We start from the raw sequence: 24271 nt of genomic DNA, 5'->3' as shown, positions 1-24271 counted from the left end.
GCGCCTGATAGCACGCGAAAAATCCTTCGCGATGGGTTTCACCCGGAGGCTTTCAGCTGTTATCATGCGCGCCGCCGGGGAGATGCCGGAGTGGCCGAACGGGACGGATTCGAAATCCGTTGTACCCTCGCGGGTACCTAGGGTTCAAATCCCTATCTCCCCGCCATATCTCAAGCCTAAGCCCCTGAAATTCCTAGAGTTTCGGGGGCTTTTGCTTTTCAGGGTCTACCGACTGTCGAAAAACACTCTGGCTTGCTGCTCAACCTTGGAGCGGAGGCCACATTCTGGCGACATGTACCAAGGCAAGAATCCAGACCGCATCATTTTCGGTCTGATAGACGAGCCGGTAGTTTTCGTGGGGAATCAGTTCACGGGTGCCTACGACTAGTCCTAATTTCCCCTTGTCGGGAAAGTCTTTTAGGGATGCTGCAGCAGCACTGAATAGCTCATCCATGCGTACGGCTGCTGGAAGGTTATCTGCCGCGATGTAATCCCATATATCCAAACGGTCCTGCTCAGCTTCGGGCGTCCAGATGACCCTCATTCTTGTCCCAGTGCCTTAGCACGGCGTGCAGCGAAGGTGGCTTCTACATCTTCATTGGATCGGCCACGGCCAGCCTCGACAGAAGCTCTAGCAACAGTCACTTTGCGTTGAACGAATTCATCATGCGCTTTGGCTTGCTGCTGCTGGCGAATGTAATCACGCATAAGGTCACGCATTACCTGGGAGGCCGGGAGGTGAGCAGCTTGGGCCGCGGCCATGAATCCGTCACGCAGTTCAGGCTCCAGTTTCAGGTTGAATACCGCTTCTTTAGCCATGAGAGATACCCTTTTTCGTGTGTGCGACGTATATACGTTTCTAGGCATGTTAAGCCAAGATTCAGAGGCTGTCAGTAAAGAGAGGATCTGGTGTAATCAGATCAATGAAATGGCGGTAGTCATCAACAGGCCAGAGTTTAACGGCGTCCTGCAGGTGATCCGGTGCAAGCCAGTGCCAGAGCATGGCGCTGTTGACCATGCGGCGTTTGCCGAGCTTCACGGTAGGCAGCACACCACGCATGGCCCAGGAGCGAGCCGTGTCGTAGGTGATGCCGTTGCGATCCGCCCAGGTTTCAATGGTTTCAACGTCCTGTTGCGGGCCTATCAGCTTGTTGGTGTCCAGCTGTTCCAGCCCCATGTCGTTCCGTGCCTATTCGTGTCAATATTCGAGGCAGTGAATTTGCCTCATGGATATAGTCCATATGGGTATTATCCATAGAGGTGCATTATGGCAATATTCCATAATTGGTACTTGTTAATGGCACAACGCATGGCCGATAGAGCGCATCAATTGCTAAACGCAACCAGCCTCAAAGAGCTGGCAGAGGTGAACAGCAAGGACTATGTGCGTTGGCAGAGCATCAAGCGGGGTAGGGCTCGCATTGGTGCCGAAGAAGTGGAGCATCTGGGGAGGATGTATCCGCAGTACCGCTGGTGGCTCATGACTGGGGAGGTCATGCCGGACAAAGGACAAGTCAGCCCCGAATACGAAGAGGCCGACCGAAATTTGCCCAATCAAAACGCGGGATAGCGATTACAACGGAAGTAGCTAGGCGCTGGTACGCCCCAAAAGGATAAAGGCATTATGGACAGGGCAATTGATCCATGTGTTTCCACGGCGGCTATATGCAAGAAACTATAAAAATCCTAATAGCTGCAGTTATTACGTTCTTCATAACTTTTGCCCTTAATAAATTCTTTTCATTGTTTAGATATAGGCAGTTATATGCCACGATCTATGATGATATAGAGGATGTATATAGTGGTGGTCGGCGCGCGAAAAGCTCCACGATCGTTATAGGTAATAAGGGGAAGGATAAAGAGTGTGACATAGAACTTTTTTTCAAAAACACCTGCTACATAGAAATAATAAGCTGTGACTCTTTAGGGGCCGTGGTCGACGGCAATTGCTTAAAGATAGATAGAATTTTGTCTGGAGAAAGAGTCAGGGTCAGTGTAATTATTGAGGGTGATGAAGAGAGTAATTCAAGAAAGAACGTAAGGCTACGTTCAGCTGACGCCAAAGGTTCGTTGTTTTTTAAGTATGGTCGAGAGCCGGTGGGTCTAGGGCCGATAATTTTAGTTCTCTCTTTCTTAGCAGTGTTTGTTGGGTGGATGGGGTACGGAATTGTTACAGGCGTTGCGCCGGATCATTTTTATAATAAAGCTCGGTACTGGAGCTTGTATGAGAAAGGTTTTGAGCTTGACGGAATGACTGCTGGGCGCCTCATGACGGGAATATCCCCGACAGCCCAAAAGCATCCAATAGAGTTTATAGAAGCAAGAAAGGAAAATAGCTATATCATACTAGTTTTCGAGGTTGAAAATACAACGCTGGTTGCAATGAAGGCCTCGGCCGAGGTTGATATACAAGGCGATGAATATGAAGGGAGGCGGTCTGCAGCTCACAGGGTTCTTGATAATAAAAAACGCGATGATGCAATAGGTGAGTTGTGGGCAGATTATGGAGAGCCGATTTTCAGATATGAGGGTAGTGAAGCTGTCGTGGAACCTGGCTCTAAGTCCAAGATTGTAGCTATAAGAAAGCATGGAAAAATATCCAGCGGGATCGATTTTGTAGTCAGGATTAACGTGGAATTTGAAGATGGTGGCTCTTACGGCGATATGGATAGATATCTATTTATACCAAAGCTTGCGGGCATTAATGAAGACAATATTAAGCCGCTATCTGAATAATTTTCACTAGAAGCAGACAGATTTATTTATGAGCACAAGGAGTAGTGATGAAAGCTGACAAGGACGATGTTCCTGATTACTTAAAGCCACGCAAGAAACAAGGCCCATGGCGAACGCTGGCGATTCTGGGTGTTGGCTCAGCCATTTTTTGCGGACTGGTAGCAGTATTCGCAAAACCCATCGTGATCGACGTGGTGCAGCTCAAGCAGGCCATCCGCTTTGGCGGTGAGCCCATATTCAGCCAGCAGCCTGCACAGCCTCAGCAGCCACCAGCCGAAGCACTACAAGGCAATGATCAAGACTGGATCAGATCTAGCCAAGCCCAACAGACCATCCAAGCCAACCGCGAACTTGAAGAATGGTCACGCCAACGCGCCCAGGAAACCCACGAACGGCAAACGGTGTTCAACGATAACAACTATACGCCAAAGCAGCCTGTAAACACCTACAAGCCGGCACCCGCACCTGTTCAACAGATTGCATCGGTTGAGCAACCAAGACAGCAACAACGCTCCGTGCAGCGTGAGCGTACTTCCAGATGGATCAAAAGCTGGAATGGCGGCACCAACTATCTGGCCGAATGGATATCGATTAACAACCACATTGACGGCACAACAGTCTGTGCAAACCACAAGCGGGGATCAATCGACTACCGCGAATGCCGAAAAGCTGCCAAACAGCATTATCATGAGGAATGCCGCACTTGGCGCGCTCGCTATGATAGTGATCGGAAGGAAAGTAGCGATAGATTGAGAGATCGTTACTGTGTTGCGGCTAGCAGCTTCAGCCCAATGGGATGACTTATGACAGCGGTTGAAGCTTTCAAACTTGGGTATGCGAAGCTAAATGAATACAAACTCCTTTGGTTATGCTTAAGGGGTGTGTTCATATTTCTAGCTTTTGTCATTACCCACTATGCAGGATTTGTAACCGGCTTTCCCATATGGGTGATTTCTGCTGCTGCCGTTGATATGTTTCCTACCTTCAGCGCTTTGTTTATATTTTACGTGACGTTTTGCTATTCAGTCGCAAGGGTCATGGGGTTTGTGATATCTCAGTTCATTGTTTCTATGTCCATATTCTTCACCGGTGCTGATAGGAGGGGACATAAATTTAAATGGCTCAGAAAATATGTAGTTAATTACAAAGGGCGATCTGATGAAGAGAGTGCCTACTACTGGGGGATGACTGTTTTTGCTGGCGTAGGATTGTTATTTTTAACCTACGTTACTCCCTCTGGTTTCACTCTTAGCGCAATTCCGGTGTTGGCAGTGGCGGTACTCACTTTTGCAGCAATACTGAAAACAGATATTTTAGTAGCTAAGCCCAGTAAATTGGTCCGTAAACTAAAGAAACGACCTAAATATAGAGGGAATTTGATATCTGGAATGGGCTTTGTTTTCTTCGGTGTTGTGCTTTCTCTTTCATACTATGCGGGCGTGCTTAGATTTGAGAGGTTGATAAAAGAGAAGCCGATTGACTACGCATCTAGCAGTTTGAAAGCAAACCTTGTTGTTCTGATTAGCAATAAAGATTCTGTTCTAGGTATCGAAGAGACGGAAAGCGCAATTTCTTGGATTTACTCTTCAGGCGATGTGGTGATGCGCACCTATGAGAGGAAGTCAGAGTCAAAGCAGAGTGATGACATTGAGACCGAGCAAGGAGCAAAAGCGGGATAGAGCCTAATAGTGTCGAAAAAGTGTCGAAAACACTGTGCCGCATAGCCACGAATCGACACGCTGAGCCCCAGCAAAATCACACACTGGCACGCATTGTGACGCACTGAAACCGCTCAAAAACGGGTTCAAATCCCTATCTCCCCACCATATACAAAAGCTCCAGAGGGTCACGCTTCTGGAGCTTTTTCTTTTCTGGAGATTTCTTGGCTTTCTATTGATCCAGTCTCGCTGTCGTCCCTCCAATCCCTTATTGAGGCACGCACTCAGGAGAGGTGAACCAGGGCTTAGCTTTCCACGACGATTCGATCAAGAAGAGAATTCGCTGGTGCCTAAGCGATTTCTTTGAGGACTGAACCCATGGGCGTGAAGCGTTGCTTTTGGCTGATGGCCGGGGCAGGAGAGAGCACCGGTTCTAGTGAGAGGTGTGTGGGAAAGGGGTCGCGTCCTTGCGACTTACGAGTCAAATGCAACGGAGGCTGCATTTGGCTCGATCGATGCTGTCGGGCGAAGGCGTCGAGTCTCGCCTGACAGGTTGGCTGAGGATCACTTGACCCAGTGGTCGCCCCAGTGGGTGATGTCGTAAGCGGCAGGTGCCAGCTTGGCATTGGTTTTCGATGCGGCGATTTCGTCGTCGATCACCTTGGTGGACAGGGACAGCCAGCTGGTCACGAACGCGATGGCATCGCCGTTGATTTCCAGGGCTTCGTTGTTGATGTTGGTCATGTTGTCGCAGGCTTGGTGATAGCATTCGTCGAATGCCTTGTTCGCTTCACCACCGTACTTGGCTGCCTGCTCCTCGGTTTTCACTACCTCGGCGCCGCTGAACAGGCCGCCGAACGAAATGCCTTTGTTGAAGAACTCGGCATAGTCGGATCGGAAGGTAATGGCGTCGCCTTCGGATTCCAAGCCGCGCAGCCGGTAGTACTTCTCGAACAGCTTCTCGACCGCGGCGGAACCCGGCGGGCCCTTCAGGTCATAGACCGAGCCGTCGCCGTCATAGATGAAGTAGGCGAAGTTGGGCGAGCCGATCATGTCGAAGTTCAGGTAAGTCTTGATCTTCGCGCGCTCGCTATCCGATAGCTGATCGACGTAGTAAGTGGAACCCACCAGACCGGACTCCTCGGCCCCCCACCAGGCGAAACGCACCTTGTTCAGGGGATAGGCTTTGCGCATTTGCAACGCCAGTTCGAGGATGGCTGCGCTGCCCGAGCCGTTGTCGTTGATACCCGGACCTTCCGGCACCGAGTCCAGGTGGCCGCCGACCATCACGATGTTGTTCGGGTTGCCGGTACGGGTCTCGGCGATGACGTTGTAGGTCTGGGTTTTCTTCCGGACCACGTCGACCACCAAGTTGAGCTTCAAGCCGGCGGTTTCCGCCCAGGCCGCGCCCTTGTCGTAGGTGGCGAACACCACCGGGATGCCGCCTTTGTAGCTGTCGCCCAGGGTCGCGTTGAGCAACCCTTTACGGTCATCGGCGTCGCCCTGGTTGAAAACCACGACACCCACCGCACCGGCGGCGGCCGCGTTCTCGGCTTTTTGTTGGTAGGTGCAGGTGCCCCGCTGGATCAGCGCGATGGAGCCCGCCGGGAAGCCGGCGAAATCTTCCGCCTCGCAGCCGCTGGTGGACTTGTTGCCGGCGCCGAGGGTGACATCCACGGGTACCACGGTGGCGGTCACGTTACCTGGCTCGGTCTGGGACAGGTAGTTGAAGTCCTCCTCCCATACATAGGAGACCGGCGTGGGTGCCGTGGCGGAGAGCGAGCCGGGGCCCTGGGGATAAAAGGCGGTGAAGGGGAAAGGCTGCACGGTGACGGCATAGCCGGCGCGCTTCAGGGTGTCCTTCACATAGTCGACCGAGGATTGGTAGCCGGGCAGTCCGGCGGCGCGGTTGCCGGAGTGGGCTTTCGCGATGTCCTGAAGGTTTTGCAGGTGCTGGCTGATGCGGCTGGCTTGCATGCAACGCGGCAGTCCCATGGGCGTGCTGTTGAGGATACCCAGACTGCATTCGAACGGATTGGGCCTGGAAGGGCTCCAGAATTCGTTCAACAGGTCGTTTTCCTTGATGGGCGCGGCGAGTGCCGCGGTGCTGAGAGCCAAGGCCAGGGAGCCGACGGCGGCACGCACGTGTTTTACGTTCTTGGGCATTTGTCTCCAATCCTTATATGGAGTGTCTTTCTCTGGAGACGGGCTGGCGGCCGATCCCCCATATAGTCCTTTACTGCGTCATCCGGACGAAAACGAGCCTAGACGCGCTTTGGGAAAAATCCCGGCTCGCGTTCATTTTTGAGACGAAGTGCAGATTTTCGGCAAATTTCGCTTCTGTTGATTCATCTGCTGGAAGAGCGTCGTTACAGGTTTCCTGTTCATGGATGAGTGTGAAATCGACAGAAACCGGTTATTTTGTGAAAAAGCATCTGAGGAATAGGAGCACATGACCGCGCTGACCCGGCCACAGCCAGAGGCTGACGAGGTATTGGCCAAGGCCCTGCTGAATACCCGCGAGCACCTGGGCCTGACCCAGCAGGAGCTCGCTGCCATCGTAGGGGTGCATCGCACGGCGTTGACACGCTGGGCGGAAAGCGGCGGCCTGCGTCCGCAAAGCAAGACCGGGGAATTGGCGCTGCTGCTGATTCGCGCCTATCGCTCGCTCTTCGCCCTGTTCGGCGGCAGCCCCGAGGACATCCGGCATTTCCTGCGCACCGAAAATCGCCACCTGGATGGCGTTCCGCTGGACCTGATGAGGCAGGTGCAGGGGCTCGTCCGGGTGGTCGAGTATCTGGATGCGATCCGTGGCAAGGTCTGATGCGGTGTCCGAGATTTGGCTGGCCTGCGAGGGCGAGGGGTGCATCCAGCCTTTGCGTGGCCGCCTGGTGCGCATGGTGGAAAGCCAGGAGCAGGTGGCGACGTCCAGGCTCGTGGATACCTTGGCGGAACAAGCCCTGCTGGAGGAGTTGATCGAAACCTGCAAGCCGCCCTTGCCCGTGGATAGCGATCCCGGGCTGCACTATCTATTGAAAACCCCGTTCCGCTATCCGCCCCTGCGCTGGGGGTCGCGGTTCGGCAGCCGCCAGGAGCCCAGTCTGTTCTATGGTGCGACGCGGGTGGAGACGGCCATGGCGGAGGCCGCGTACTACCGATTCGTGCTCTGGGATGGCATGGTCCTCCCGCCGCCCGGTGGGCGCTTGCTGTCGGAGCACGTGTCGTTCGGTGCCCGCTACGGCGTGGCGAGAGGTGTGCGCTTGCAGGCCGAGCCTTTCTCGGCCTTTGCCGAGGTTCTCACCGATCCCTGCCGCTACAGCGCTACCCAGGCACTGGGCGCGGCGATGCGGGCCGCTGGCGTCCAGGCGTTCGAGTATCGGTCGGCGCGACAAGCATCTGGCGTCAACGTGGCGCTTTTCACGCCACAGGCATTTCTCGAAAGAAAGCCCTTCAATCTGGAGCCGTGGCTGTGCGAAACCACGGCCGACCAGGTGGCCTTCAAGCTGGCGCATTTTCCCAATCAGCCCAGAAGCTTCATGCGTGAAGCCTTCATGACAGCCGGCGGGTTTCCATCGCCCGCGAGCTGAGCGGTCCAATGCCGGCGGGGGCCGCGTGCCCCAAAAAGGGCCGTCCCACGCGAGCAGGCGTAAGACTTGTGCACAATCCGAAAATGGCTTGTCAAGCTTTAGTTCTTTTCTGGCATAAACTCAGCCGGGTTAGTAATTTATACATAACCTATTGATTTATAACGATTATTTTTATTGGTGAAAAAAGCGCCAATTTGACTGAAAGCCCCGTCCTCTCGGCCTTGAGGGGATTTTCCACCACCTTTTGCACAGACTTATCCACAGTTTTTGTGGATTGTCTGAGAGTGAGTTTCAAGATCAACTGCCGGTGTTTTTGACAAGTTTATTTCTTCATAAGAACTGAGGAAAAATCACCGTTTGTCCATCGCTTCAGCATGCTTGCTTGCCCCTTGGCCGCCCGTTTCGCCACGAGCCGCCGAAAGTCAGGAGAGCAAGGCCGATTTTCGTTTCGCGCCGTCTGTCGAAAGGCGATTCACGGTCTCAACTTTTGGCGACGCCTGCCGTCAACCGGTTACATGCCAGCTTTCGAGATACCGCCATGTCCGCCTTGAGCCTCCCCAACTCGACTTCTACCGCTCGGCAAGCCTTTCCTACCCAGCCGACCATACGCAGTAGCGCCGATGCGCAAAGTACCCTCGCCAATCGACTGGCCAATCGCCTGGGTATGGACCCGAGTGCCCTGTCCGGCAAGAAAGAGGACTACACACCCGACAAGGTCTCCGACCGGCTGCTCGGTTTCATCGAGGGACGCCTTAAAAGTGAATCCGCCTCGGGCGCCGACTCCGAGAAAATGCAGAAACTGTTGACCCAGGCCCGCGACGGCATCGAAAAAGGCTTCTCCGAGGCGCGCAAGATCCTTGATGGGATGGGCCTGCTGAAGGGGCAGGTCGCCGAAGACATCGACACGACCTACAACAAAATCCAGGCCGGCCTGGACAACCTGGAAAAAGCCTACGGGGGCGGAAGCGCGGCCAGCGTCCCGGACACTGCGTCCATCTCGTCGGCCGCCTACAGCGAGCGCTCCACTGCCAAGGCGCAGACCTTCGATCTCCAGGTCACGACGAAGGAAGGGGATAAATTACGCATTTCCATCGCCCAGGCATCCTCCGAATGGTCGAAGAGCGCCAGCGTCGGCGATGGGCAGAACAGCGCCACCGCGAGCCGCTCCGGCAACCTGCAGATAGGCGCCTGGAACGTGAGCGTCGAGGGCGATCTCAGCGACGACGAGAAGGCCTCGCTCAAGGATTTGCTGAACCAGGTCCAGGACATTTCCAACAAGTTCTATTCCGGCGACCTATCCGGCGCGTTCGACCGGGCCATGGACCTGCAGCTCGACGGCACGCAGCTGGCGTCCATGTCGCTGAACCTTACCCAGAGCTCGGTCCGCAAGGCGACCGATGCCTATAGCGACGTGGCGCAGCAAGGTGTCGACCCGAGCCAGGGCAGTGGCGCTGCCAGTGCCGTCAACGGCAGCTTGCGCGAATACGCGCAAAACCTGCTGGATGCCATGAACACCGCCAACGATTTCGCCGAAGACGGCAAGAGCACCCTGCAAGACTTGCTCAAGGGCGGTTTCTCCCTCGACGAGCGGTTCGACCAGTCGCTCCTGGACAAGGCGGATACCCTCAACGGCAGCTTGCTGGACGGATTGCAGAAGCTCTTCCCCACGGATACCGCCAAGGCCTCTGGATCGCTTTCCTGAGGCGCGTGGTAGACTCCGCGCCCTGTCTCTAGGAGGAGTGCGCGGCGATGGCTCCCGAATGCCAATTGTTCGGTACGCTGGGTTGTCATTTGTGCGAGCGAGCGGAAATGCTCCTGCACCCCTTCATCGAGCGAGGGCTGACGTTGACCCACGTGGACATCGCCCAGCGCAGCGAGTGGGTCGAGCGGTACGGGCTGAGAATCCCGGTGTTAGTGCGCCTGGATACGGGTGCCGAACTGGGTTGGCCCTTCGCGTCCGAGCAGGTGAACGCGTTCTTGAATTGAGTCGTCCCGTTGTCCGAAAAGCCACTCCTTGGAGTGGCTTTCGTCTTTGTGCCCGACATGGACGAAAAAACACATTGGCAAGGATGCACAGGCGATCGCCTTGACCAAGCCTCCGGAAAGTTTGCTCAAACCCTTGGAACCGGGCATTACGCCTCCTACTCTGAGGGGCATATAGCATGAGGTGCTCGATGCACGCCGATTCACTGCCCAGCGATACCCCCGTTCCTTCCCTGGATATTCCCATCGTCGAACAGCCCGCGCGCCTGCGCTGGCTCGAGCAGGTCAGCGCCTACCGGCAGGCCTTCGGGCTGGGCTTCGCATTGTTGCTGTTCGCCCTGGGCCTGATCGCCTGCTGGCACCTGCTACACGAGCTCGACCCGGAAAGCCTGCGCGGCGCAATGCTGGATGTGCCGCGCAGCAGCCTGTATGGCGCCTTGCTGGCGACGGCCGTGGGCTTCCTCAGCCTGCTCGGCTACGAATGGTCGGCGAGTCGTTTCGCAGGCGTTCACCTGCCGCCGTCGCGTCTCGCGCTGGGTGGGTTCTGCGCGTTCGCCGTGGGCAACGCGGTGGGCCTTTCGCTGCTTTCCGGAGGGTCGGTGCGTTATCGCCTTTACATTCGCGAGGGGCTGGGCGCGGGCGATATCGCGCGGATGACGCTGTTCGCCAGCCTGTCCCTGGGGTGCGCGTTGCCTCCGCTGGCCGCCCTGGCCGCGTTGAGCGACCTGCCGGATGCCGCGCTGGCGCTGAAGCTGCCGGAATGGAGCGTGGCGCTCATTGCCCTCGCGATCCTCGTGCCGATCGCGTCGTTGCTGGTGTATCTGTCGCGGCGGCGTACCGCGGAAATCCCGGCGCCCGGTTGCATCGAGGTGCGCCTGGGGCGTCGACTGGTGCGCTTGCCCGGGCTGCGCCTGAGTGCGCTGCAAATGCTCATCACCCTGGTGGACGTGTGCGCCGCGGCGACAGTGCTGTACCTGATGCTGCCGGAGGCTCCGCCGCTTGGCGCCTTCATGCTGGTCTACCTGCTGGCGCTGGCGGCCGGCGTGCTCAGCCACGTACCCGGCGGGGTCGGGGTCTTCGAGGCGGTGCTGCTGGCAGCCTTCGCCGGCCAAGTCGGCGCCGCACCGCTGGCGGCGGCATTGCTGCTTTATCGATTGATCTACGTGGGCCTGCCGTTGGTGCTGGGCTGCCTGCTGCTGCTGGCCAACGAGGCTCAGCGCTACTTCCCCGCCGGACGCCAGGCGTTTCGCCTGGCGTCCGGCCTGGCCGCGCCGGTGCTCTCGCTGATGGTATTCCTGTCGGGCGTCGTGTTGCTGTTTTCCGGCGCCACGCCGGCGGCGGACATGCGCCTGGAGCACTTGAGTTTCCTGATCCCGAGCCGGTTGATCGATGCTTCGCACCTGGCCGCCAGCCTGATCGGCATTCTCTGCCTGTTGCTCGCCCATGGCCTGCGCCGCCGGTTGTCGGCCGCCTGGGTGCTGACGGTGATCCTGCTGCTGGTGGGCGCCGGGCTTTCCCTGCTCAAGGGGTTCGACTGGGAAGAGGCGAGCCTGCTGACGCTTACCGCCGCGCTGCTGGCGGTATTCCGGCGCGCCTTCTACCGGCCGAGCCGGCTGCTGGAGATGCCCTTTTCGCCGTTCAACCTGGCGGCCAGCGCCTGCGTGCTCGGTGCGGCGATCTGGCTGATGTTCTTCGCCTATCAGGACGTGCCCTACAGCCATGAACTCTGGTGGCAGTTCGCGGTGGACGGCGATGCGCCGCGCACCCTGCGCGCCACCCTCGGCAGCGGGCTGCTCCTGGTGGGGATCGGGCTGGTGTGGCTGTTGCGCCCGGCGCCTCCGGTCATCCATGTACCGGACGCCGAGGAGTTGCAGCGCGCCGCGACCATCGTGCGCCATTCCGAGCAGCCCGATGGGGGCCTTGTGCTCACCGGGGACAAGGCCCTGCTGTTCCATCCCACGGACGAGGCCTTCCTGATGTTCGCCCGCCGCGGTCGCAGCCTGGTGACGCTGTTCGATCCGATCGGTCCGCCGCTGCAGCGTGCCGAGCTGATCTGGCAGTTCCGCGACCTCTGCGATCGCTACCATGCGCGGCCGGTGTTCTATCAGGTCCGCGCGGAGAACCTGCCGTATTACATGGACATCGGCTTGACCGCGCTTAAGCTGGGCGAGGAGGCCTGTGTCGACCTGGTTCGCTTCGATCTCGACAGCAAAGGCAAGAAGGACCTGCGCTACACCTGGAACCGCGGCCAGCGGGACGGACTGAGCCTGGAACTCTATGCGCCCGGTTGTGCGCCGCTGGACGAGCTGCGGATCATTTCCGACGCCTGGATGCTGGGCAAGCAGGTGCGCGAAAAGGGGTTTTCCCTCGGCCGCTTCGACCCCGCCTACCTGCAGCATTTCCGCATCGCCGTGGTGCACGACCAGGGCAAGCCGGTGGCTTTCGCCAACCTGCTGGAAACCGACAGCCTGGAAATCGCCAGCCTGGACCTGATGCGCGTTCACCCGGATGCGCCCAAGCTGACCATGGAATTCCTCATGCTCGGGTTGATCCTGCACTTCAAGGCGCGCGGCCATCAGCGCTTCAGCCTGGGCATGGTTCCCCTGGCCGGCCTGCAGCCGCGGCGTGGCGCGCCCTTGCCGCAGCGCCTCGGAGCCCTGGTATTCCGCCGTGGCGAGCAGTTCTACAACTTCCAGGGGCTGCGGCGTTTCAAGGACAAGTTCCAGCCTGACTGGGAGCCCCGCTACATGGCCGTGCCCGCCGGCCTCGACCCGCTGCTGGCGCTGGCCGACACCGCTGCGTTGATTGCCGGCGGCCTGACTGGATTGGTGAAACGCTGATGTTTTCCTTCAAGCGCGTTTGGCCGCGCCTGCTCGTCGTCTTACTGCTGGTTCTCCTCGCGGCCGGGCTATGGATCTGGTTGCGTATGCCCTCCCAGAGTCGTGTGGAGCCCTTGGCGCTGGAGGACGGGACGCCCGCCCTGCATGCCATGCCCGGCACCGCCCGTGGCCAGCGGGTGCTGCTGGCGGTGCCCGAAGGTCAGGGCTTGAGCGAGGCGGAGCTGTTGGCGCTCGCGGACAGCACCGGAGCCGAGTTGCTGCAATTCACCCTGGCCGGCAACGACTGTTCGCTGCAGGCCGCGCGCTTGCGCGACGCCGGCGGCAAGTTGCAGGCGCCGCCGACTCTGGTGGCGGGCATTGGCCCGGGCGCCGCGCTGGCTTGGCGCTGGCTGGCGGGGCAGGGTGACGATGCCGCGCGGGCGCTGTCCGTGGATTTCTCCCTGGAGCATGCCGACTGCCCCCAGGCCTTGCCGCCGCATACCGCCCACGGGCGCTGGAGCATCGCCTGGAACGACTCGCCGGATGACGACAGCGCACGCTTCGCCCGCGGCGTGGAGAATGCTGAAACCCTCATCGCCGACTACGACGCGGCGTTGCCGGCCTTGCTGCGCAGCGAGTTGCAGCGGTTGTTGCAGGGCAACGGGGAGTCGATCCCGGTGGTGGAGGTGCCGGTCGACAAGGCCAAGGCCAGCGATACCGTCATCCTGTTCTATTCCGGCGATGGCGGCTGGCGCGACCTGGACCGCGACGTCGCGGCGCAGATGGCCGAACTCGGTTACCCGGTGGTGGGGGTGGATACCCTGCGTTACTACTGGCAGCACAAGACCGCAAAGCAATCGGCGGCCGATCTGTCCCAGCTCATGCGCCACTACCGCGAGAAATGGGCCGCCAAGCGTTTCGTGTTGATCGGCTTTTCCTTCGGCGCCAACGTGCTGCCGTCGATCTACGGGCAACTGAGCGAAGGCGAGCAGAAGCAGGTGGACGGTATTTTCCTGCTGTCCATGGAGCGCAGCCTGAGCTTCGAGATTCGCGTCCAGGGCTGGCTCGGCAAGGCTGGCGAGGAAGCGCCGGTGGGGCCTGAGCTGGCCAAGTTGCCGGCGGAGAAACTGCTGTGTATCTACGGCGAGGAAGAGGCCGAGGAAAGCGGCTGTACTTTGCCCGAGTCCCACGGCGAGAACCTGCGGCTGCCCGGTGGCCATCACTACGACGAAGACTATCCCGCCCTGGCCAAGCGCCTGGTCCAGGCGATTCTCCAGCGCCAGCGCGCGCAGCCTTGATGGAACCCGGGCCCGCCTGCGCAGGCCCGGCGCCCTCAGATTTCCACCTGGGTCCCCAGTTCGATCACCCGGTTCAACGGCAGGTTGAAGTAGCGCAGGTTGCTGTTGGCGTTCTTCAGCAGGAAGGCGAATAGCGCCTCGCGCCAGCGCGCCATGCCCATGCGTCGGGTGGGGATCACGGTTTCCCGGCTGAGGAAATAGGTGGTGCGCATCGGCGCGAAGTCCAGCTCGCTCAGCGGGCAGAGCGCCAGCGCCGCCGGTACGTCCGGTTCCTCGATGAAGCCGAAATGCAGCAGCACGCGGAAGAAACCATCGCCGTATGTATCCACCTCGAAGCGGTTTTCCGGCGCGACCCGCGGCTGGTCCGCGCTGATCACCGTGAGCAGCACCACCTGTTCGTGCAGCACCTGGTTATGCAGTAGGTTGTGCAGCAGGGCATGGGGTACGGCGTCCGGCCGCGCGGTGAGGAACACCGCGGTGCCCTGGACGCGATGGGGCGGCTGGCTGCGGATGCTGCCGATGAACAACGGCAAGGGCAGGGCGCTCTCGTCCAGGCGCTCCACCAGGATCTGCCGTCCGCGTTTCCAGGTGGTCATCAGGGCGAACAGGGCGATGCCGGCGATCACCGGGAAGGCGCCGCCCTCGATGATCTTCGGCACGTTGGCGGCGAAGAACAGGCTGTCGACGAAGAGGAAGCCCACCAGCAGCGGAATCGCCAGCCAGAGCGGGGTTTTCCAGAGCAGCAACATGACCGCGGTGACCAGCAGGGTGGTGATCAGCATGGTGCCGGTCACCGCGACGCCGTAGGCCGAGGCCAGGGCGCCGGAGGATTCGAAGCCCAGCACCAGCAGCACCACGCCGACCATCAGGGCCCAGTTCACCGCGCCGATGTAGATCTGTCCCTGTTCATGGCTGGAGGTGTGCTGGATGTGCATGCGCGGCACATAGCCCAGCTGGATGGCCTGCCGCGTCAACGAGAAGGCCCCGGAAATCACTGCTTGCGAGGCGATCACCGTGGCCAGGGTCGACAAGCCCACCAACGGCAGCAGGGCCCAGGACGGCGCCAGCAGGTAGAAGGGGTTGCGTGCCGCCTCGGGGTTCTCCAGCAGCAGCGCGCCCTGGCCGAAGTAGTTCAGCACCAGCCCGGGCAGCACCAGGGCGAACCAGGCGCGGGCGATCGGCTTGCGGCCGAAATGGCCCATGTCCGCGTACAAGGCCTCGGCCCCGGTCAGCGCCAACACGACCGCGCCGAGGATGGCCACGCCGATGGCTGGGTGGACGATGAAGAAGTGCACGCCCCAGTAGGGGTTCAGTGCCTTGAGGACTTCCGGGCGTTGGAGGATGCCGTAGAGGCCGAGGATGCCGAGCACGCTGAACCAGAGCACCATGATCGGCCCGAAGAGGATGCCGATCTGCGCGGTGCCGCGCTTCTGGATCAGGAACAGACCGATCAGCAGGACCAGCGCCAGGGGCACCACCCAATGCTCCAGGCCGTCGAAGGCGATTTCCAGGCCCTCCACCGCCGACAGTACGGAAATGGCCGGGGTGATCATGCTGTCGCCGTAGAACAGCGCCGCGCCGAACAGGCCGAGCAGCACCAGCACGGTCTTCAGCCGCGGGTAGGGCAGGGCGGCGCGGCGGGCCAGGGCGGTCAGGGCGATCACGCCGCCTTCGCCCTGGTTGTCGGCGCGCAGGATGAACAGCACGTATTTGATCGAGACGACCCAGATCAACGACCAGAAGATCAGCGACAGAATGCCCAGCACGCCGTCGTGGTTGGCCTGCACGCCGTAGTGCCCGGCGAATACCTCTTTCAGGGTGTACAGGGGGCTGGTGCCGATGTCGCCATACACCACCCCTACCGCGGCCACTAGCATTCCCATCGAGGACGAGACCGGTCCGGCATGCTGAGCCGGTCGTGCGACGTTTTCGCTCATTCAACCCATCCTGCGAAGAAAAATGTTGCGCATCCTCGTCCAGCCGTCCCTCGCAGACAAGTGCCGGATGGCGAGATGTCGCAGTTTCGATCTTTTAGCCTAGCCGGCGACCGGTCGCTCGGAAGACTGTTCAAGCCTTCGAGCTGCCGCTAGAATTGCGCACTTTTTGATCAGAGGCGCCCCCTGAGCGCCCGTCGAGGTTAGCCATGTCCACCCTGTCCACGCCCAAAGTCGGCTTCGTTTCCCTGGGATGCCCCAAGGCCCTCGTCGATTCCGAACGTATCCTCACCCAGTTGCGCATGGAAGGGTACGAAGTCGTCTCGACCTACCAGGACGCCGATGTGGTGGTGGTCAACACCTGTGGGTTTATCGACAGCGCCAAGGCCGAATCGTTGGAAGTCATCGGCGAGGCCATCGCCGAGAACGGCAAAGTGATCGTCACCGGCTGCATGGGGGGGGAGGAGGGCTCCATTCGTAATGTGCATCCCAGCGTGCTGGCGGTGACCGGTCCACAGCAGTACGAGCAGGTGGTGTCCGCCGTCCACCAAGTCGTGCCGCCGCAGACCGAGCACAACCCGCTGATCGACCTGGTACCGCCCCAGGGCATCAAGCTGACGCCCCGGCACTACGCCTACCTGAAGATTTCCGAAGGCTGCAACCACAGCTGCAGCTTTTGCATCATCCCGTCGATGCGCGGCAAGCTGGTCAGCCGCCCGGTGGGCAGCGTGCTCGGCGAGGCCGAGCGCTTGGTCAAGGCGGGGGTGAAGGAGTTGCTGGTGATCTCCCAGGACACCAGCGCCTACGGCGTCGACCTGAAATACAAGACCGACTTCTGGAACGGCCAGCCGGTGAAGACCCGCATGCTGGAGCTCTGCGAAGCGCTGTCGAGCATGGGCGTATGGGTGCGCTTGCACTATGTCTATCCCTATCCCAACGTGGACGACGTGATCCCGCTGATGGCGGCCGGCAAGTTGTTGCCGTACCTGGACATTCCGTTCCAGCACGCCAGCCCCAAGGTGCTCAAGGCGATGAAGCGCCCGGCGTTCGAGGACAAGACCCTGGCGCGGATCAAGCAATGGCGGGCCATCTGCCCCGAGTTGACGATCCGCTCCACCTTCATCGTCGGGTTTCCCGGCGAAACCGAGGAAGATTTCCAGTACCTGCTGAACTGGCTGACCGAAGCCCAACTCGACCGGGTGGGTTGCTTCCAGTATTCGCCCGTGGACGGGGCGCCGGCCAACGCGCTGGGCGATGCGGTTCCCGACGAGGTCAAGCAGGATCGCTGGGAGCGTTTCATGGCCCACCAGCAGGCCATCTCCGCGGCGCGCCTGCAGCTCAAGGTCGGTCGGGAAATCGAGGTGCTGATCGACGAGGTCGACGAGCAGGGCGCCGTGGGCCGCTCCTATGCGGATGCGCCGGAAATCGACGGCAACGTGTTCATCGATACCCAGGCCGTCAAGCCGGGCGACCGGATACGCGTGCGCATCACCGATGCCGATGAATACGACCTGTGGGCCGAACCCCTTTGAACCGGGGTGCGTGAAGGGTTTGCGGGTATTCCTCGCCGCGTCGGGCGTCGCGATCGGCGCGCTCTACGGCATCGCCCCGCGCTTCGTCGTCGAGCCTGTGCTCGGCTTGAGCCTGCGGCAGGAGCAGTTGCACATTTTCCGTGCCATCATGGGGCTTTACGCGGGGATAGGCGGGCTGTTGCTGTACGCCGCGGGCGATGCGCGTCGATATCGCGCCGGGCTGTTGCTGGAAACGGTGTTCCTCGGCCGCCTTCAGCGGGCGCCTGCTCAGCTTCGCCGTTGACGGCACCGTTTACGGGGTTCGCCTGGCTGGCGGTGGCCGTGGAGGTGCCGATGTTCCTCATCGGCCTCTGCCTGCTGGCACGCAGTGCCGGGCACGAGCCCGAAGCGCCCTGCGCTCAGTCGAAACGGTAGATATCCATACCCAGTGCCCCCAGGGTGAACCCCTGGTGGGCCAGGCCGAAGCGCTGGCCGGCGCCGCGGGCGAAATACAGCGGCAACAGATGCTCGTCCCGCGGATGGTTGCGGACGGCGTGGGGCGCACGTTGCCGATAGTCGTGCAGCGCGCTTTCGTCGTCCTCGGCGAGACGCGCGACCATCCAGTCGCGGAAGGCCCCGGCCCAGGGCTCGATGACTTCGGGCCCGGCGCGCCAATCCAGTTCGCCCAGGTTATGGGTGATGCTGCCGGAGCCGATCAGCAGGACGTCTTCGCCCCGCAGGCTCGCCAGCGCTCGGCCGATGCGAGTCTGCAGGGTCGGGCCGAAGGCGCTGGGCAAGGACAGTTGCACGACCGGAATGTCGGCCTGCGGATACATCAGGGACAGCGGCACCCAGGCGCCGTGGTCGCGCGGGCGTTCGCCGTCCAGTCGCGCCGGCAGTCCGGCGGCGGCCAGGCGCTCGACGATCGTCCGGGCGAGTCGCGGGTCGCCCGGCGCGGGATATTCCACCCCGTAGAGCGCCGGGGGGAAGCCATGGAAGTCGTGCCAGGTGGCCGGTTGGGGATTGCCGCTGACCAGCAGTTCGTTGCTTTCCCAGTGGGCGGACACCACCAGAATCGCCCGGGGACGTGGCAGCTCGGCGGCCAACCTGGCCAATGCCGGGCCGCTGGCGCCCGGCTCCAGGGCGAGCATGGGCGATCCGTGGGAGATGAACAGACTGGGAAGCATGATGTGGACGACCTCCGCTGGAAGGGCTTCCATCTTCCCCAGCAGGCCTATCCTGAACCAGTATAAATTCCTGTGCATTTTGATCGAATCGGTGGAGCAATGGACCCGGCATTCTGGCAAAGGCGGTGGACCCGCAACGAAATCGGCTTTCACCTCAACGAGGTGAACCCCTACCTGATCCGCCACTGGCCCTCGCTCGGCCTGGCATCCGGCTCGCGGGTCCTGGTACCGCTGTGCGGCAAGACCCTGGACATGGCGTGGTTGGCGCACCAAGGCCACAGGGTGCTGGGTGTGGAGTTGATGGAGAAGGCGGTGCAGGACTTCTTCGCCGAGCAGGGATTGCAGGCGGAAATGCAGGCCCAGGGGGCTTTCGTGCGCTACCGAGCCGCGGGCCTCGAGCTCTGGTGCGGCGATTTCTTTTCTCTCACCGCCGAGGATGTCGCCGATTGCAGCGGGCTGTACGACCGGGCTGCGCTGATCGCGCTCCCGGCGGACATGCGCGCGCGTTATCGGACCCATCTGGCGGCGATACTGCCGACGCCGCTCAAGGGCCTGCTGATCACCCTCGATTACGAGCAGGACGGGATGGCCGGTCCGCCCTTCGCCGTCAGCGACGCGGAAGTGCGCGAGGGCTACGCCCCGGCGTTCGGCGTGGAGTTGCTGGAAAGCCCCGATGTGCTGGCGGAAAACTGGAAGTTCCTCAAGCGCGGCCTGGACCGGCTCGAGGAGCGCATCTATCGAATCGACCGCTAGTCCTTGCTCGATTGCAGATGGCGAATGAAGGCATCGGCCTCGTCGATCGAGCGCTGCATGTCACGCATCAACTGGTCGACGTTGCCTTGCAGGCTGACGTACTCGCCCTGCAAGGCGCCGATGGCCCGCGCATTGAGGTTGTGCTTGAGGAACAGGACTTGGTCGTGCAGCACGCTCAGTACCGGGTCGATGCGTTTCTCCGCCGCCTTCATGCGCTGCAGCAGCCCTTTGTATTCTTGGCGGGTACGGCTCAGTTCCTTGGCGCTGGTGGCCCGCAGACTGGCGTTGCTGTATTCGCCCAGCTCGTCGTTCCATTCGTCGAACAGCGCCTCGGCGACATCCTCCACCGCGGCGATTCGTGCCTTGACGTCGTTGGCGCTGGCCACGCTGGCCTCGTATTCGGCATTCAGCGCGTCGTAGCGGGCCTCGAGTTCGCCGCCCTGCACCTGTACCACGCTGCGGTAGCGTTCCAGGGCATCCTTGAATTGCTGCTTGGCGTCTTGCTGGGAATCACGGGCCGCCTCCACCCGGTCGACGAGGATGTCGCGCTTGTGCACGCCGGCTTTTTCCATCGCGGCGTAGTAGGTGCTCTGGCATCCGCCCAGGGCGAGCAAAGCGGTGAACAGGAGGACGGGAAAACGCATGGCTGACTCCGGAGGAAGGTAACGCGCCACCTTAACCCGGATCGCCTGACAAGAAAAAAGGCGGCTGTCGAGCCGCCTTCTTCCGCCGCCGGATTCAACCGCGCCGACGCAGCGCCTCGATACGCTCCTCGAGGGGCGGGTGGCTCATGAACAGGCCGGCCAAACCGTGCTTGAGGGCGCCGTTGATGCCGAAGGCGGCGAGGCTGTCGGGCATCTGCACCGGGACGCCCTGTTCGGCGCGCAGGCGTTGCAGGGCGCCGATCATCGCGGCATTGCCGGCCAAGCGGGCACCGGCTTCGTCGGCACGGAATTCGCGTTTGCGGGAGAACCACATGACGATGATGCTGGCGAGGATGCCCAGCACCAGCTCCGCGACGATGGTGGCGACATAGTAGGCGATGCCATGGCCTTCTTCGTTCTTGAAGATCGCCCGGTCGACGAAGTTGCCGAAGATCCGTGCGAAGAACATCACGAAGGTGTTCACCACGCCCTGCATCAGCGCCAGGGTGACCATGTCGCCATTCGCCACGTGGCCAATTTCGTGGGCCAGCACCGCCTTGACTTCGTCCGGCGAGAAACGCTCCAGCAGGCCCTGGCTGACCGCCACCAGGGCATCGTTCTTGTTCCAGCCGGTGGCGAAGGCGTTGGATTCGTAGGCGGGGAAAATCCCCACCTCGGGCATCTTGATGCCGGCATCGCGGGACAGTTGTTCGACGGTTTGCAACAGCCACTGCTCGTGACGAGTGCGCGGCTGGCTGATGATCTCGGTGCCGGTGCTCATTTTCGCCATCCACTTGGAGATGAACAGCGAGAACAGCGAACCGGCGAAGCCGAACACGGCGCAGAACACCAGCAGGCTACCGAGGTTGAGATCGATCCCGTTGGCCGCCATGAAACCGTTGAAGCCCAGAAGGCTCAGGGTGATGCTGGCAATCAGCACCACCGCCATATTGGTGGCTAGGAACAGCAGGATGCGCATCATGGTCGGAACGGACTCCTCACGGCGAAGACATAGTTATGCCGGGTTATATAAGGGGCACCCGACCTCGATTCAACTTGCAGCTATTTCAAACTGTGTCGCTTGCCGGCGCTGGGGCTCATTCGCCCGGGTCGGGCAGGCGGCTTTCGAACAGATGGCGGATCAGCCGGGCGAGGCGCTCGGTGTTGCCGGCGAGCAGCGCTTCGCGCAATTGATAGGCGAGGGTGCCATGGACGCGCCGCACGCTGGGCGGGAGCGCGTCGCCCGCGGCCAACGCGTGGGGGAGGCTGCGCGACAGGCGCAGGAAGCCCTTTTCGCTGAGCACCGCCTGGTCCAGGGCCTCGTAGCGAATGGCCGAATCGAAGCGGATATAGCCTTCCTCGGCCAGCCACAGCAACGCGCCCAGGCAACCCTGGTGGCGCTTGCTCGGCAGGCCGAACTCGTCCGGCTCTTCCAGGCCGATCAGGTCCTCCACGTACAGGGCTACCTTGCGCGGGAACGCCTGGTACAGGTGCAGCAAGCCGCTGGTGCAGTCCTTGTAGAAGTCGTCGATGTGCAGGTCCATGGTGAAAGCCTGGCTGGGGAGTGTGGGGGGCCGGAGCCGCTGCGAACCGGCCGCGCGGCTTCGGGGGCGGTCGGCGTCTATTGGCGATAGCTCTTGAGGAAATGCCCGATGCGGCCGATCGCCTGCTCCAGGTCGTCGACCCGCGGCAGGGTGACTACCCGGAAGTGATCCGGCCAGGGCCAGTTGAAGGCGGTGCCCTGGACGATCAGCAGTTTCTCGGACAGCAGCAAGTCGAGGACGAACTTCTCGTCGTTATGGATCGGGCAGATCTTGGGGTCGATCCTCGGGAAGGCATAGAGCGCGCCCATGGGCTTGACGCAACTGACGCCGGGAATGTCGTTGAGCAGCTCCCAGGTGCGGTTACGCTGTTCCAGCAGGCGCCCGGCCGGCAACACCAGGTCGTTGATGCTCTGGTAGCCGCCCAGCGCGGTCTGGATCGCGTGCTGCGCGGGGACGTTGGCGCACAGGCGCATGTTGGCGAGGATGTCGAGGCCCTCGATGTAGCTTTGCGCGCAATGCTTGGGGCCGGAAATCGCCAGCCAGCCGGAGCGGAAACCCGCGACCCGGTAGGATTTCGACAGGCCGTTGAAGGTCAGGCAGAGCACGTCCGGGGCGAGGGAGGCGGTGGCGATGTGCACGGCCTGGTCGTACAGGATCTTGTCGTAGATCTCGTCGGAGAACAGCACCAGGCCGTGTTGCCGGGCCAGTTCGACGATGCCTTCCAGCACGTCCTTGGAGTACACCGCGCCGGTCGGGTTGTTGGGGTTGATCAGCACGATGGCCTTGGTGTTGGGCGTGATTTTCGCCCGCATGTCGGCGAGATCGGGAAACCAGTCGGCCTGCTCGTCGCACAGGTAATGCACCGGCTTGCCGCCGGCCAGGGCGACCGCCGCGGTCCACAGCGGGTAGTCCGGCGCCGGGATCAGCACCTCGTCGCCGTTGTTGAGCAGGGCCTGCATGGCCATCACGATCAGCTCGGACACGCCATTGCCGAGGTAGATGTCCTCGATGCCGACGCCTTCCACTTGTTTCTGCTGGTAGTACTGCATCACCGCCTTGCGGGCGCTGAACAGGCCTTTCGAGTCGCTGTAGCCCTGGGCCGTCGGCAGGTTGCGGATCACGTCCTGGAGGATTTCCTCCGGCGCCTCGAACCCGAACGGCGCCGGGTTGCCGATGTTCAGCTTGAGGATGCGCTGGCCTTCCTCTTCAAGGCGTTTGGCGTGCTTGAGCACCGGTCCGCGGATGTCGTAGCAGACGTTGGCGAGCTTGTTCGATTTGCTGACCTGCATGAACCTGATTCCCGAGTGAAAGACGCTGCGGATCGGGCGACGCGGCCGGCCGAGCCTTGAAAAGGACGCGCGAAGCGTCCATCTAGCGCAGGTGAACGGCGATGTTCCCCGCCCGGCGCCATGGATCTGGCGCTCCGATCTGGCCGGAATGGCGGCGAATGTCGTTGATCCTTCCGTCTTGCGAGCTGCACGCGCGCGTCTGCGGAAGGTCCAAGAGTGACGCATCATACGTGCGGCCCCCCCCACCGGAAAAGGTGCGCGCGGGGCTTTTTTCACTACGAGGTGACCTATGGAAAAGCTGGATAAACCCCTGGAGTCCTGGCGCGAGGAATTGTCCGAGGAGCAGTTTCACGTCTGCCGGCTGGGCGGCACCGAGCGCGCCTTCACCGGCGAGTACCACGACACCAAGACACCCGGCATCTATCACTGCGCCTGCTGCGGCACGGCCCTGTTCGATTCCGATGCCAAGTACGACTCGGGCAGCGGATGGCCGAGCTATTTCCAGCCGGTTTCCGCCGAGGCGATCCGCGAGAAGGAGGACAACAGCCATGGCATGCGGCGCATCGAGGTGACCTGTGCCAAGTGCGACGCCCACCTTGGCCATGTCTTTCCCGATGGTCCGCGGCCGACCGGGATGCGTTATTGCATCAACTCGGTCTCGCTGAAACTCGAGCCCCGCGACCCTCCTTCCGCCTGAGCGCCATAATCCCGGGTGCGGCCCGCTCATCAGCGGGCCTGATCCACCCGATTTCCCCCGCGCATGGACCGCGCCGCAAGGCTACTCTTCGCGTTCGACTTCACACGGAGCGGCCGACATGGGCGAATCCCTTCTCGATATACCCTGCACCACCCTCAAGGGCGAACGGAAAACCCTGGCCGACTTCGCCGGCAAGGCGGTGCTGGTGGTCAACACCGCCAGCAAGTGCGGCTTCACTCCCCAGTACCAGGGGCTCGAAGCCCTCTGGCAGCGCTATAAGGATCGCGGCCTGGTGGTGCTGGGGTTCCCCTGCAACCAGTTCGGCAAGCAGGAACCGGGCGACGAGGGCGCCATCTCGCAATTCTGCGAGCTGAATTACGGGGTGAGTTTCCCCCTGTTCAAGAAGGTGGAAGTCAACGGTGCGGATGCCCACCCACTGTTCGTGCAGTTGAAACGGCGCGCGCCCGGTGTGCTGGGCAGCCAGGGCATCAAGTGGAATTTCACCAAGTTCCTGATCGGCCGCGACGGCCAGCAGGTCGAACGCTTCGCCCCCACCACCAAGCCCGAGGCGCTGGCCGGCGCGATCGAGGCCCTGCTGAAGTGACTGCGCGTCTTCCGGGCCGCTGATTCC

Annotated in this window: 24 protein-coding genes, 1 tRNA gene and 1 pseudogene; 16 read left to right on the top strand and 10 right to left on the bottom strand. The window is 61.1% G+C overall.

Features of this window, described 5'->3' with window-relative positions; genetic code table 11:
• Positions 1 to 76: 76 nt before the first annotated feature.
• Positions 77 to 166: transfer RNA gene (locus OGL92_RS04665), tRNA-Ser, on the top strand.
• Between the two features lie 93 nt (positions 167 to 259).
• On the opposite strand, the gene OGL92_RS04660 is transcribed toward OGL92_RS04665, so the two are convergent.
• The 3 genes and pseudogenes from OGL92_RS04660 to OGL92_RS04650 all read right to left on the bottom strand — a co-directional run.
• A complete protein-coding gene (locus tag OGL92_RS04660) occupies positions 260 to 544 on the bottom strand; it encodes a type II toxin-antitoxin system RelE/ParE family toxin (RefSeq protein ID WP_263141109.1) in 285 nt (94 codons plus the stop codon).
• Positions 541 to 819 carry an antitoxin of toxin-antitoxin stability system gene (locus OGL92_RS04655; protein WP_263141107.1) on the bottom strand — a complete coding sequence of 93 codons (279 nt, stop codon included), beginning with the start codon at positions 817 to 819 and terminating at the stop codon, positions 541 to 543. Before OGL92_RS04655 ends, OGL92_RS04660 begins: the two co-directional genes overlap by 4 nt.
• Before the next feature lie 166 nt (positions 820 to 985).
• A pseudogene (locus OGL92_RS04650) lies at positions 986 to 1177 on the bottom strand (DNA-binding protein); the annotation flags it as partial.
• Between the two features lie 120 nt (positions 1178 to 1297).
• Here OGL92_RS04650 and OGL92_RS04645 point away from each other — a divergent pair.
• From OGL92_RS04645 to OGL92_RS04630, 4 genes are all read left to right on the top strand, one after another.
• Positions 1298 to 1570: a DNA-binding protein gene (locus tag OGL92_RS04645; RefSeq protein ID WP_263141106.1), complete on the top strand. Its 273-nt coding sequence runs from the start codon at positions 1298 to 1300 to the stop codon at positions 1568 to 1570.
• 95 nt (positions 1571 to 1665) lie between these two features.
• Complete coding sequence (locus tag OGL92_RS04640) at positions 1666 to 2736, top strand: hypothetical protein (RefSeq protein ID WP_263141104.1); 1071 nt, start codon at positions 1666 to 1668, stop codon at positions 2734 to 2736.
• A 47-nt stretch (positions 2737 to 2783) separates the two neighbouring features.
• Entirely contained in the window at positions 2784 to 3536 is a 753-nt protein-coding gene (locus tag OGL92_RS04635; RefSeq protein ID WP_263141102.1) for a hypothetical protein, read from the top strand.
• 3 nt (positions 3537 to 3539) lie between these two features.
• Positions 3540 to 4415, top strand: coding sequence for a hypothetical protein (locus OGL92_RS04630; protein ID WP_263141100.1), 876 nt, complete (start codon positions 3540 to 3542; stop codon positions 4413 to 4415).
• Positions 4416 to 4958: 543 nt separating this feature from the next.
• Here OGL92_RS04630 and OGL92_RS04625 read toward each other — a convergent pair.
• Positions 4959 to 6560 carry a M28 family metallopeptidase gene (locus OGL92_RS04625; protein ID WP_263141098.1) on the bottom strand — a complete coding sequence of 534 codons (1602 nt, stop codon included), beginning with the start codon at positions 6558 to 6560 and terminating at the stop codon, positions 4959 to 4961.
• Positions 6561 to 6846: 286 nt separating this feature from the next.
• Here OGL92_RS04625 and OGL92_RS04620 point away from each other — a divergent pair, with 286 nt between their 5' ends.
• The 6 genes from OGL92_RS04620 to OGL92_RS04595 all read left to right on the top strand — a co-directional run bounded on the left by OGL92_RS04620 (position 6847) and on the right by OGL92_RS04595 (position 14081).
• Positions 6847 to 7218, top strand: a complete 372-nt coding sequence (locus tag OGL92_RS04620; protein ID WP_263141096.1) for an antitoxin Xre/MbcA/ParS toxin-binding domain-containing protein — start codon at positions 6847 to 6849, stop codon at positions 7216 to 7218.
• A 4-nt stretch (positions 7219 to 7222) separates the two neighbouring features.
• Positions 7223 to 7981, top strand: coding sequence for an RES family NAD+ phosphorylase (locus tag OGL92_RS04615; RefSeq protein ID WP_263141095.1), 759 nt, complete (start codon positions 7223 to 7225; stop codon positions 7979 to 7981).
• Positions 7982 to 8519: 538 nt separating this feature from the next.
• On the top strand, positions 8520 to 9683 hold the full coding sequence (locus tag OGL92_RS04610) for a DUF5610 domain-containing protein (protein ID WP_263141094.1): 1164 nt from the start codon (positions 8520 to 8522) through the stop codon (positions 9681 to 9683).
• A gap of 47 nt (positions 9684 to 9730) precedes the next feature.
• Positions 9731 to 9967, top strand: coding sequence for a glutaredoxin family protein (locus tag OGL92_RS04605; RefSeq protein WP_263141092.1), 237 nt, complete (start codon positions 9731 to 9733; stop codon positions 9965 to 9967).
• 176 nt (positions 9968 to 10143) lie between these two features.
• Complete coding sequence (gene mprF / locus OGL92_RS04600) at positions 10144 to 12804, top strand: bifunctional lysylphosphatidylglycerol flippase/synthetase MprF (protein ID WP_263141091.1); 2661 nt, start codon at positions 10144 to 10146, stop codon at positions 12802 to 12804.
• Positions 12804 to 14081 carry an AcvB/VirJ family lysyl-phosphatidylglycerol hydrolase gene (locus OGL92_RS04595; protein ID WP_263141090.1) on the top strand — a complete coding sequence of 426 codons (1278 nt, stop codon included), beginning with the start codon at positions 12804 to 12806 and terminating at the stop codon, positions 14079 to 14081. Before mprF ends, OGL92_RS04595 begins: the two co-directional genes overlap by 1 nt.
• A 35-nt stretch (positions 14082 to 14116) precedes the next feature.
• On the opposite strand, the gene OGL92_RS04590 is transcribed toward OGL92_RS04595, so the two are convergent.
• Positions 14117 to 16018, bottom strand: a complete 1902-nt coding sequence (locus tag OGL92_RS04590) for a potassium transporter Kup (protein WP_263141087.1) — start codon at positions 16016 to 16018, stop codon at positions 14117 to 14119.
• Positions 16019 to 16224: 206 nt separating this feature from the next.
• Here OGL92_RS04590 and rimO point away from each other — a divergent pair, with 206 nt between their 5' ends.
• The gene (gene rimO / locus OGL92_RS04585) at positions 16225 to 17547 is read left to right on the top strand and encodes a 30S ribosomal protein S12 methylthiotransferase RimO (protein WP_263141084.1); all 1323 of its coding nucleotides are present in this window, start codon (positions 16225 to 16227) and stop codon (positions 17545 to 17547) included.
• Entirely contained in the window at positions 17516 to 17830 is a 315-nt protein-coding gene (locus tag OGL92_RS04580; RefSeq protein WP_263141082.1) for a DUF4345 domain-containing protein, read from the top strand. Before rimO ends, OGL92_RS04580 begins: the two co-directional genes overlap by 32 nt.
• A 115-nt stretch (positions 17831 to 17945) precedes the next feature.
• Here the strand turns inward: OGL92_RS04580 and OGL92_RS04575 are convergent, their stop codons facing one another.
• Complete coding sequence (locus OGL92_RS04575) at positions 17946 to 18713, bottom strand: class III extradiol ring-cleavage dioxygenase (protein WP_263141080.1); 768 nt, start codon at positions 18711 to 18713, stop codon at positions 17946 to 17948.
• 99 nt (positions 18714 to 18812) lie between these two features.
• Between OGL92_RS04575 and OGL92_RS04570 the strand changes: the two genes are divergently transcribed.
• Positions 18813 to 19466 (top strand): thiopurine S-methyltransferase, encoded by a 654-nt coding sequence (locus OGL92_RS04570; RefSeq protein WP_263141078.1) that lies wholly within the window; start codon positions 18813 to 18815, stop codon positions 19464 to 19466.
• Here OGL92_RS04570 and OGL92_RS04565 read toward each other — a convergent pair.
• The 4 genes from OGL92_RS04565 to OGL92_RS04550 form a co-directional block, all read right to left on the bottom strand.
• Positions 19463 to 20110 carry a DUF2959 domain-containing protein gene (locus OGL92_RS04565; protein ID WP_263141076.1) on the bottom strand — a complete coding sequence of 216 codons (648 nt, stop codon included), beginning with the start codon at positions 20108 to 20110 and terminating at the stop codon, positions 19463 to 19465. The genes OGL92_RS04570 and OGL92_RS04565 overlap by 4 nt on opposite strands.
• A 94-nt stretch (positions 20111 to 20204) precedes the next feature.
• Positions 20205 to 21092 carry a protease HtpX gene (htpX, locus tag OGL92_RS04560; protein ID WP_263141074.1) on the bottom strand — a complete coding sequence of 296 codons (888 nt, stop codon included), beginning with the start codon at positions 21090 to 21092 and terminating at the stop codon, positions 20205 to 20207.
• Between the two features lie 115 nt (positions 21093 to 21207).
• Complete coding sequence (locus OGL92_RS04555; RefSeq protein ID WP_263141072.1) at positions 21208 to 21654, bottom strand: hypothetical protein; 447 nt, start codon at positions 21652 to 21654, stop codon at positions 21208 to 21210.
• Between the two features lie 77 nt (positions 21655 to 21731).
• Positions 21732 to 22943: a pyridoxal phosphate-dependent aminotransferase gene (locus tag OGL92_RS04550; protein ID WP_263141068.1), complete on the bottom strand. Its 1212-nt coding sequence runs from the start codon at positions 22941 to 22943 to the stop codon at positions 21732 to 21734.
• A 289-nt stretch (positions 22944 to 23232) separates the two neighbouring features.
• Between OGL92_RS04550 and msrB the strand changes: the two genes are divergently transcribed.
• Both msrB and OGL92_RS04540 read left to right on the top strand, forming a co-directional pair.
• Positions 23233 to 23640, top strand: coding sequence for a peptide-methionine (R)-S-oxide reductase MsrB (gene msrB / locus OGL92_RS04545; protein WP_263141066.1), 408 nt, complete (start codon positions 23233 to 23235; stop codon positions 23638 to 23640).
• Positions 23641 to 23758: 118 nt separating this feature from the next.
• On the top strand, positions 23759 to 24244 hold the full coding sequence (locus tag OGL92_RS04540; RefSeq protein ID WP_263141064.1) for a glutathione peroxidase: 486 nt from the start codon (positions 23759 to 23761) through the stop codon (positions 24242 to 24244).
• Positions 24245 to 24271: the final 27 nt, after the last annotated feature.

This window comes from Pseudomonas sp. RIT-PI-AD, from assembly GCF_025642785.1.
Lineage (GTDB): Bacteria > Pseudomonadota > Gammaproteobacteria > Pseudomonadales > Pseudomonadaceae > Pseudomonas_T.
This window is presented reverse-complemented; position numbering and strand designations above follow the sequence as displayed.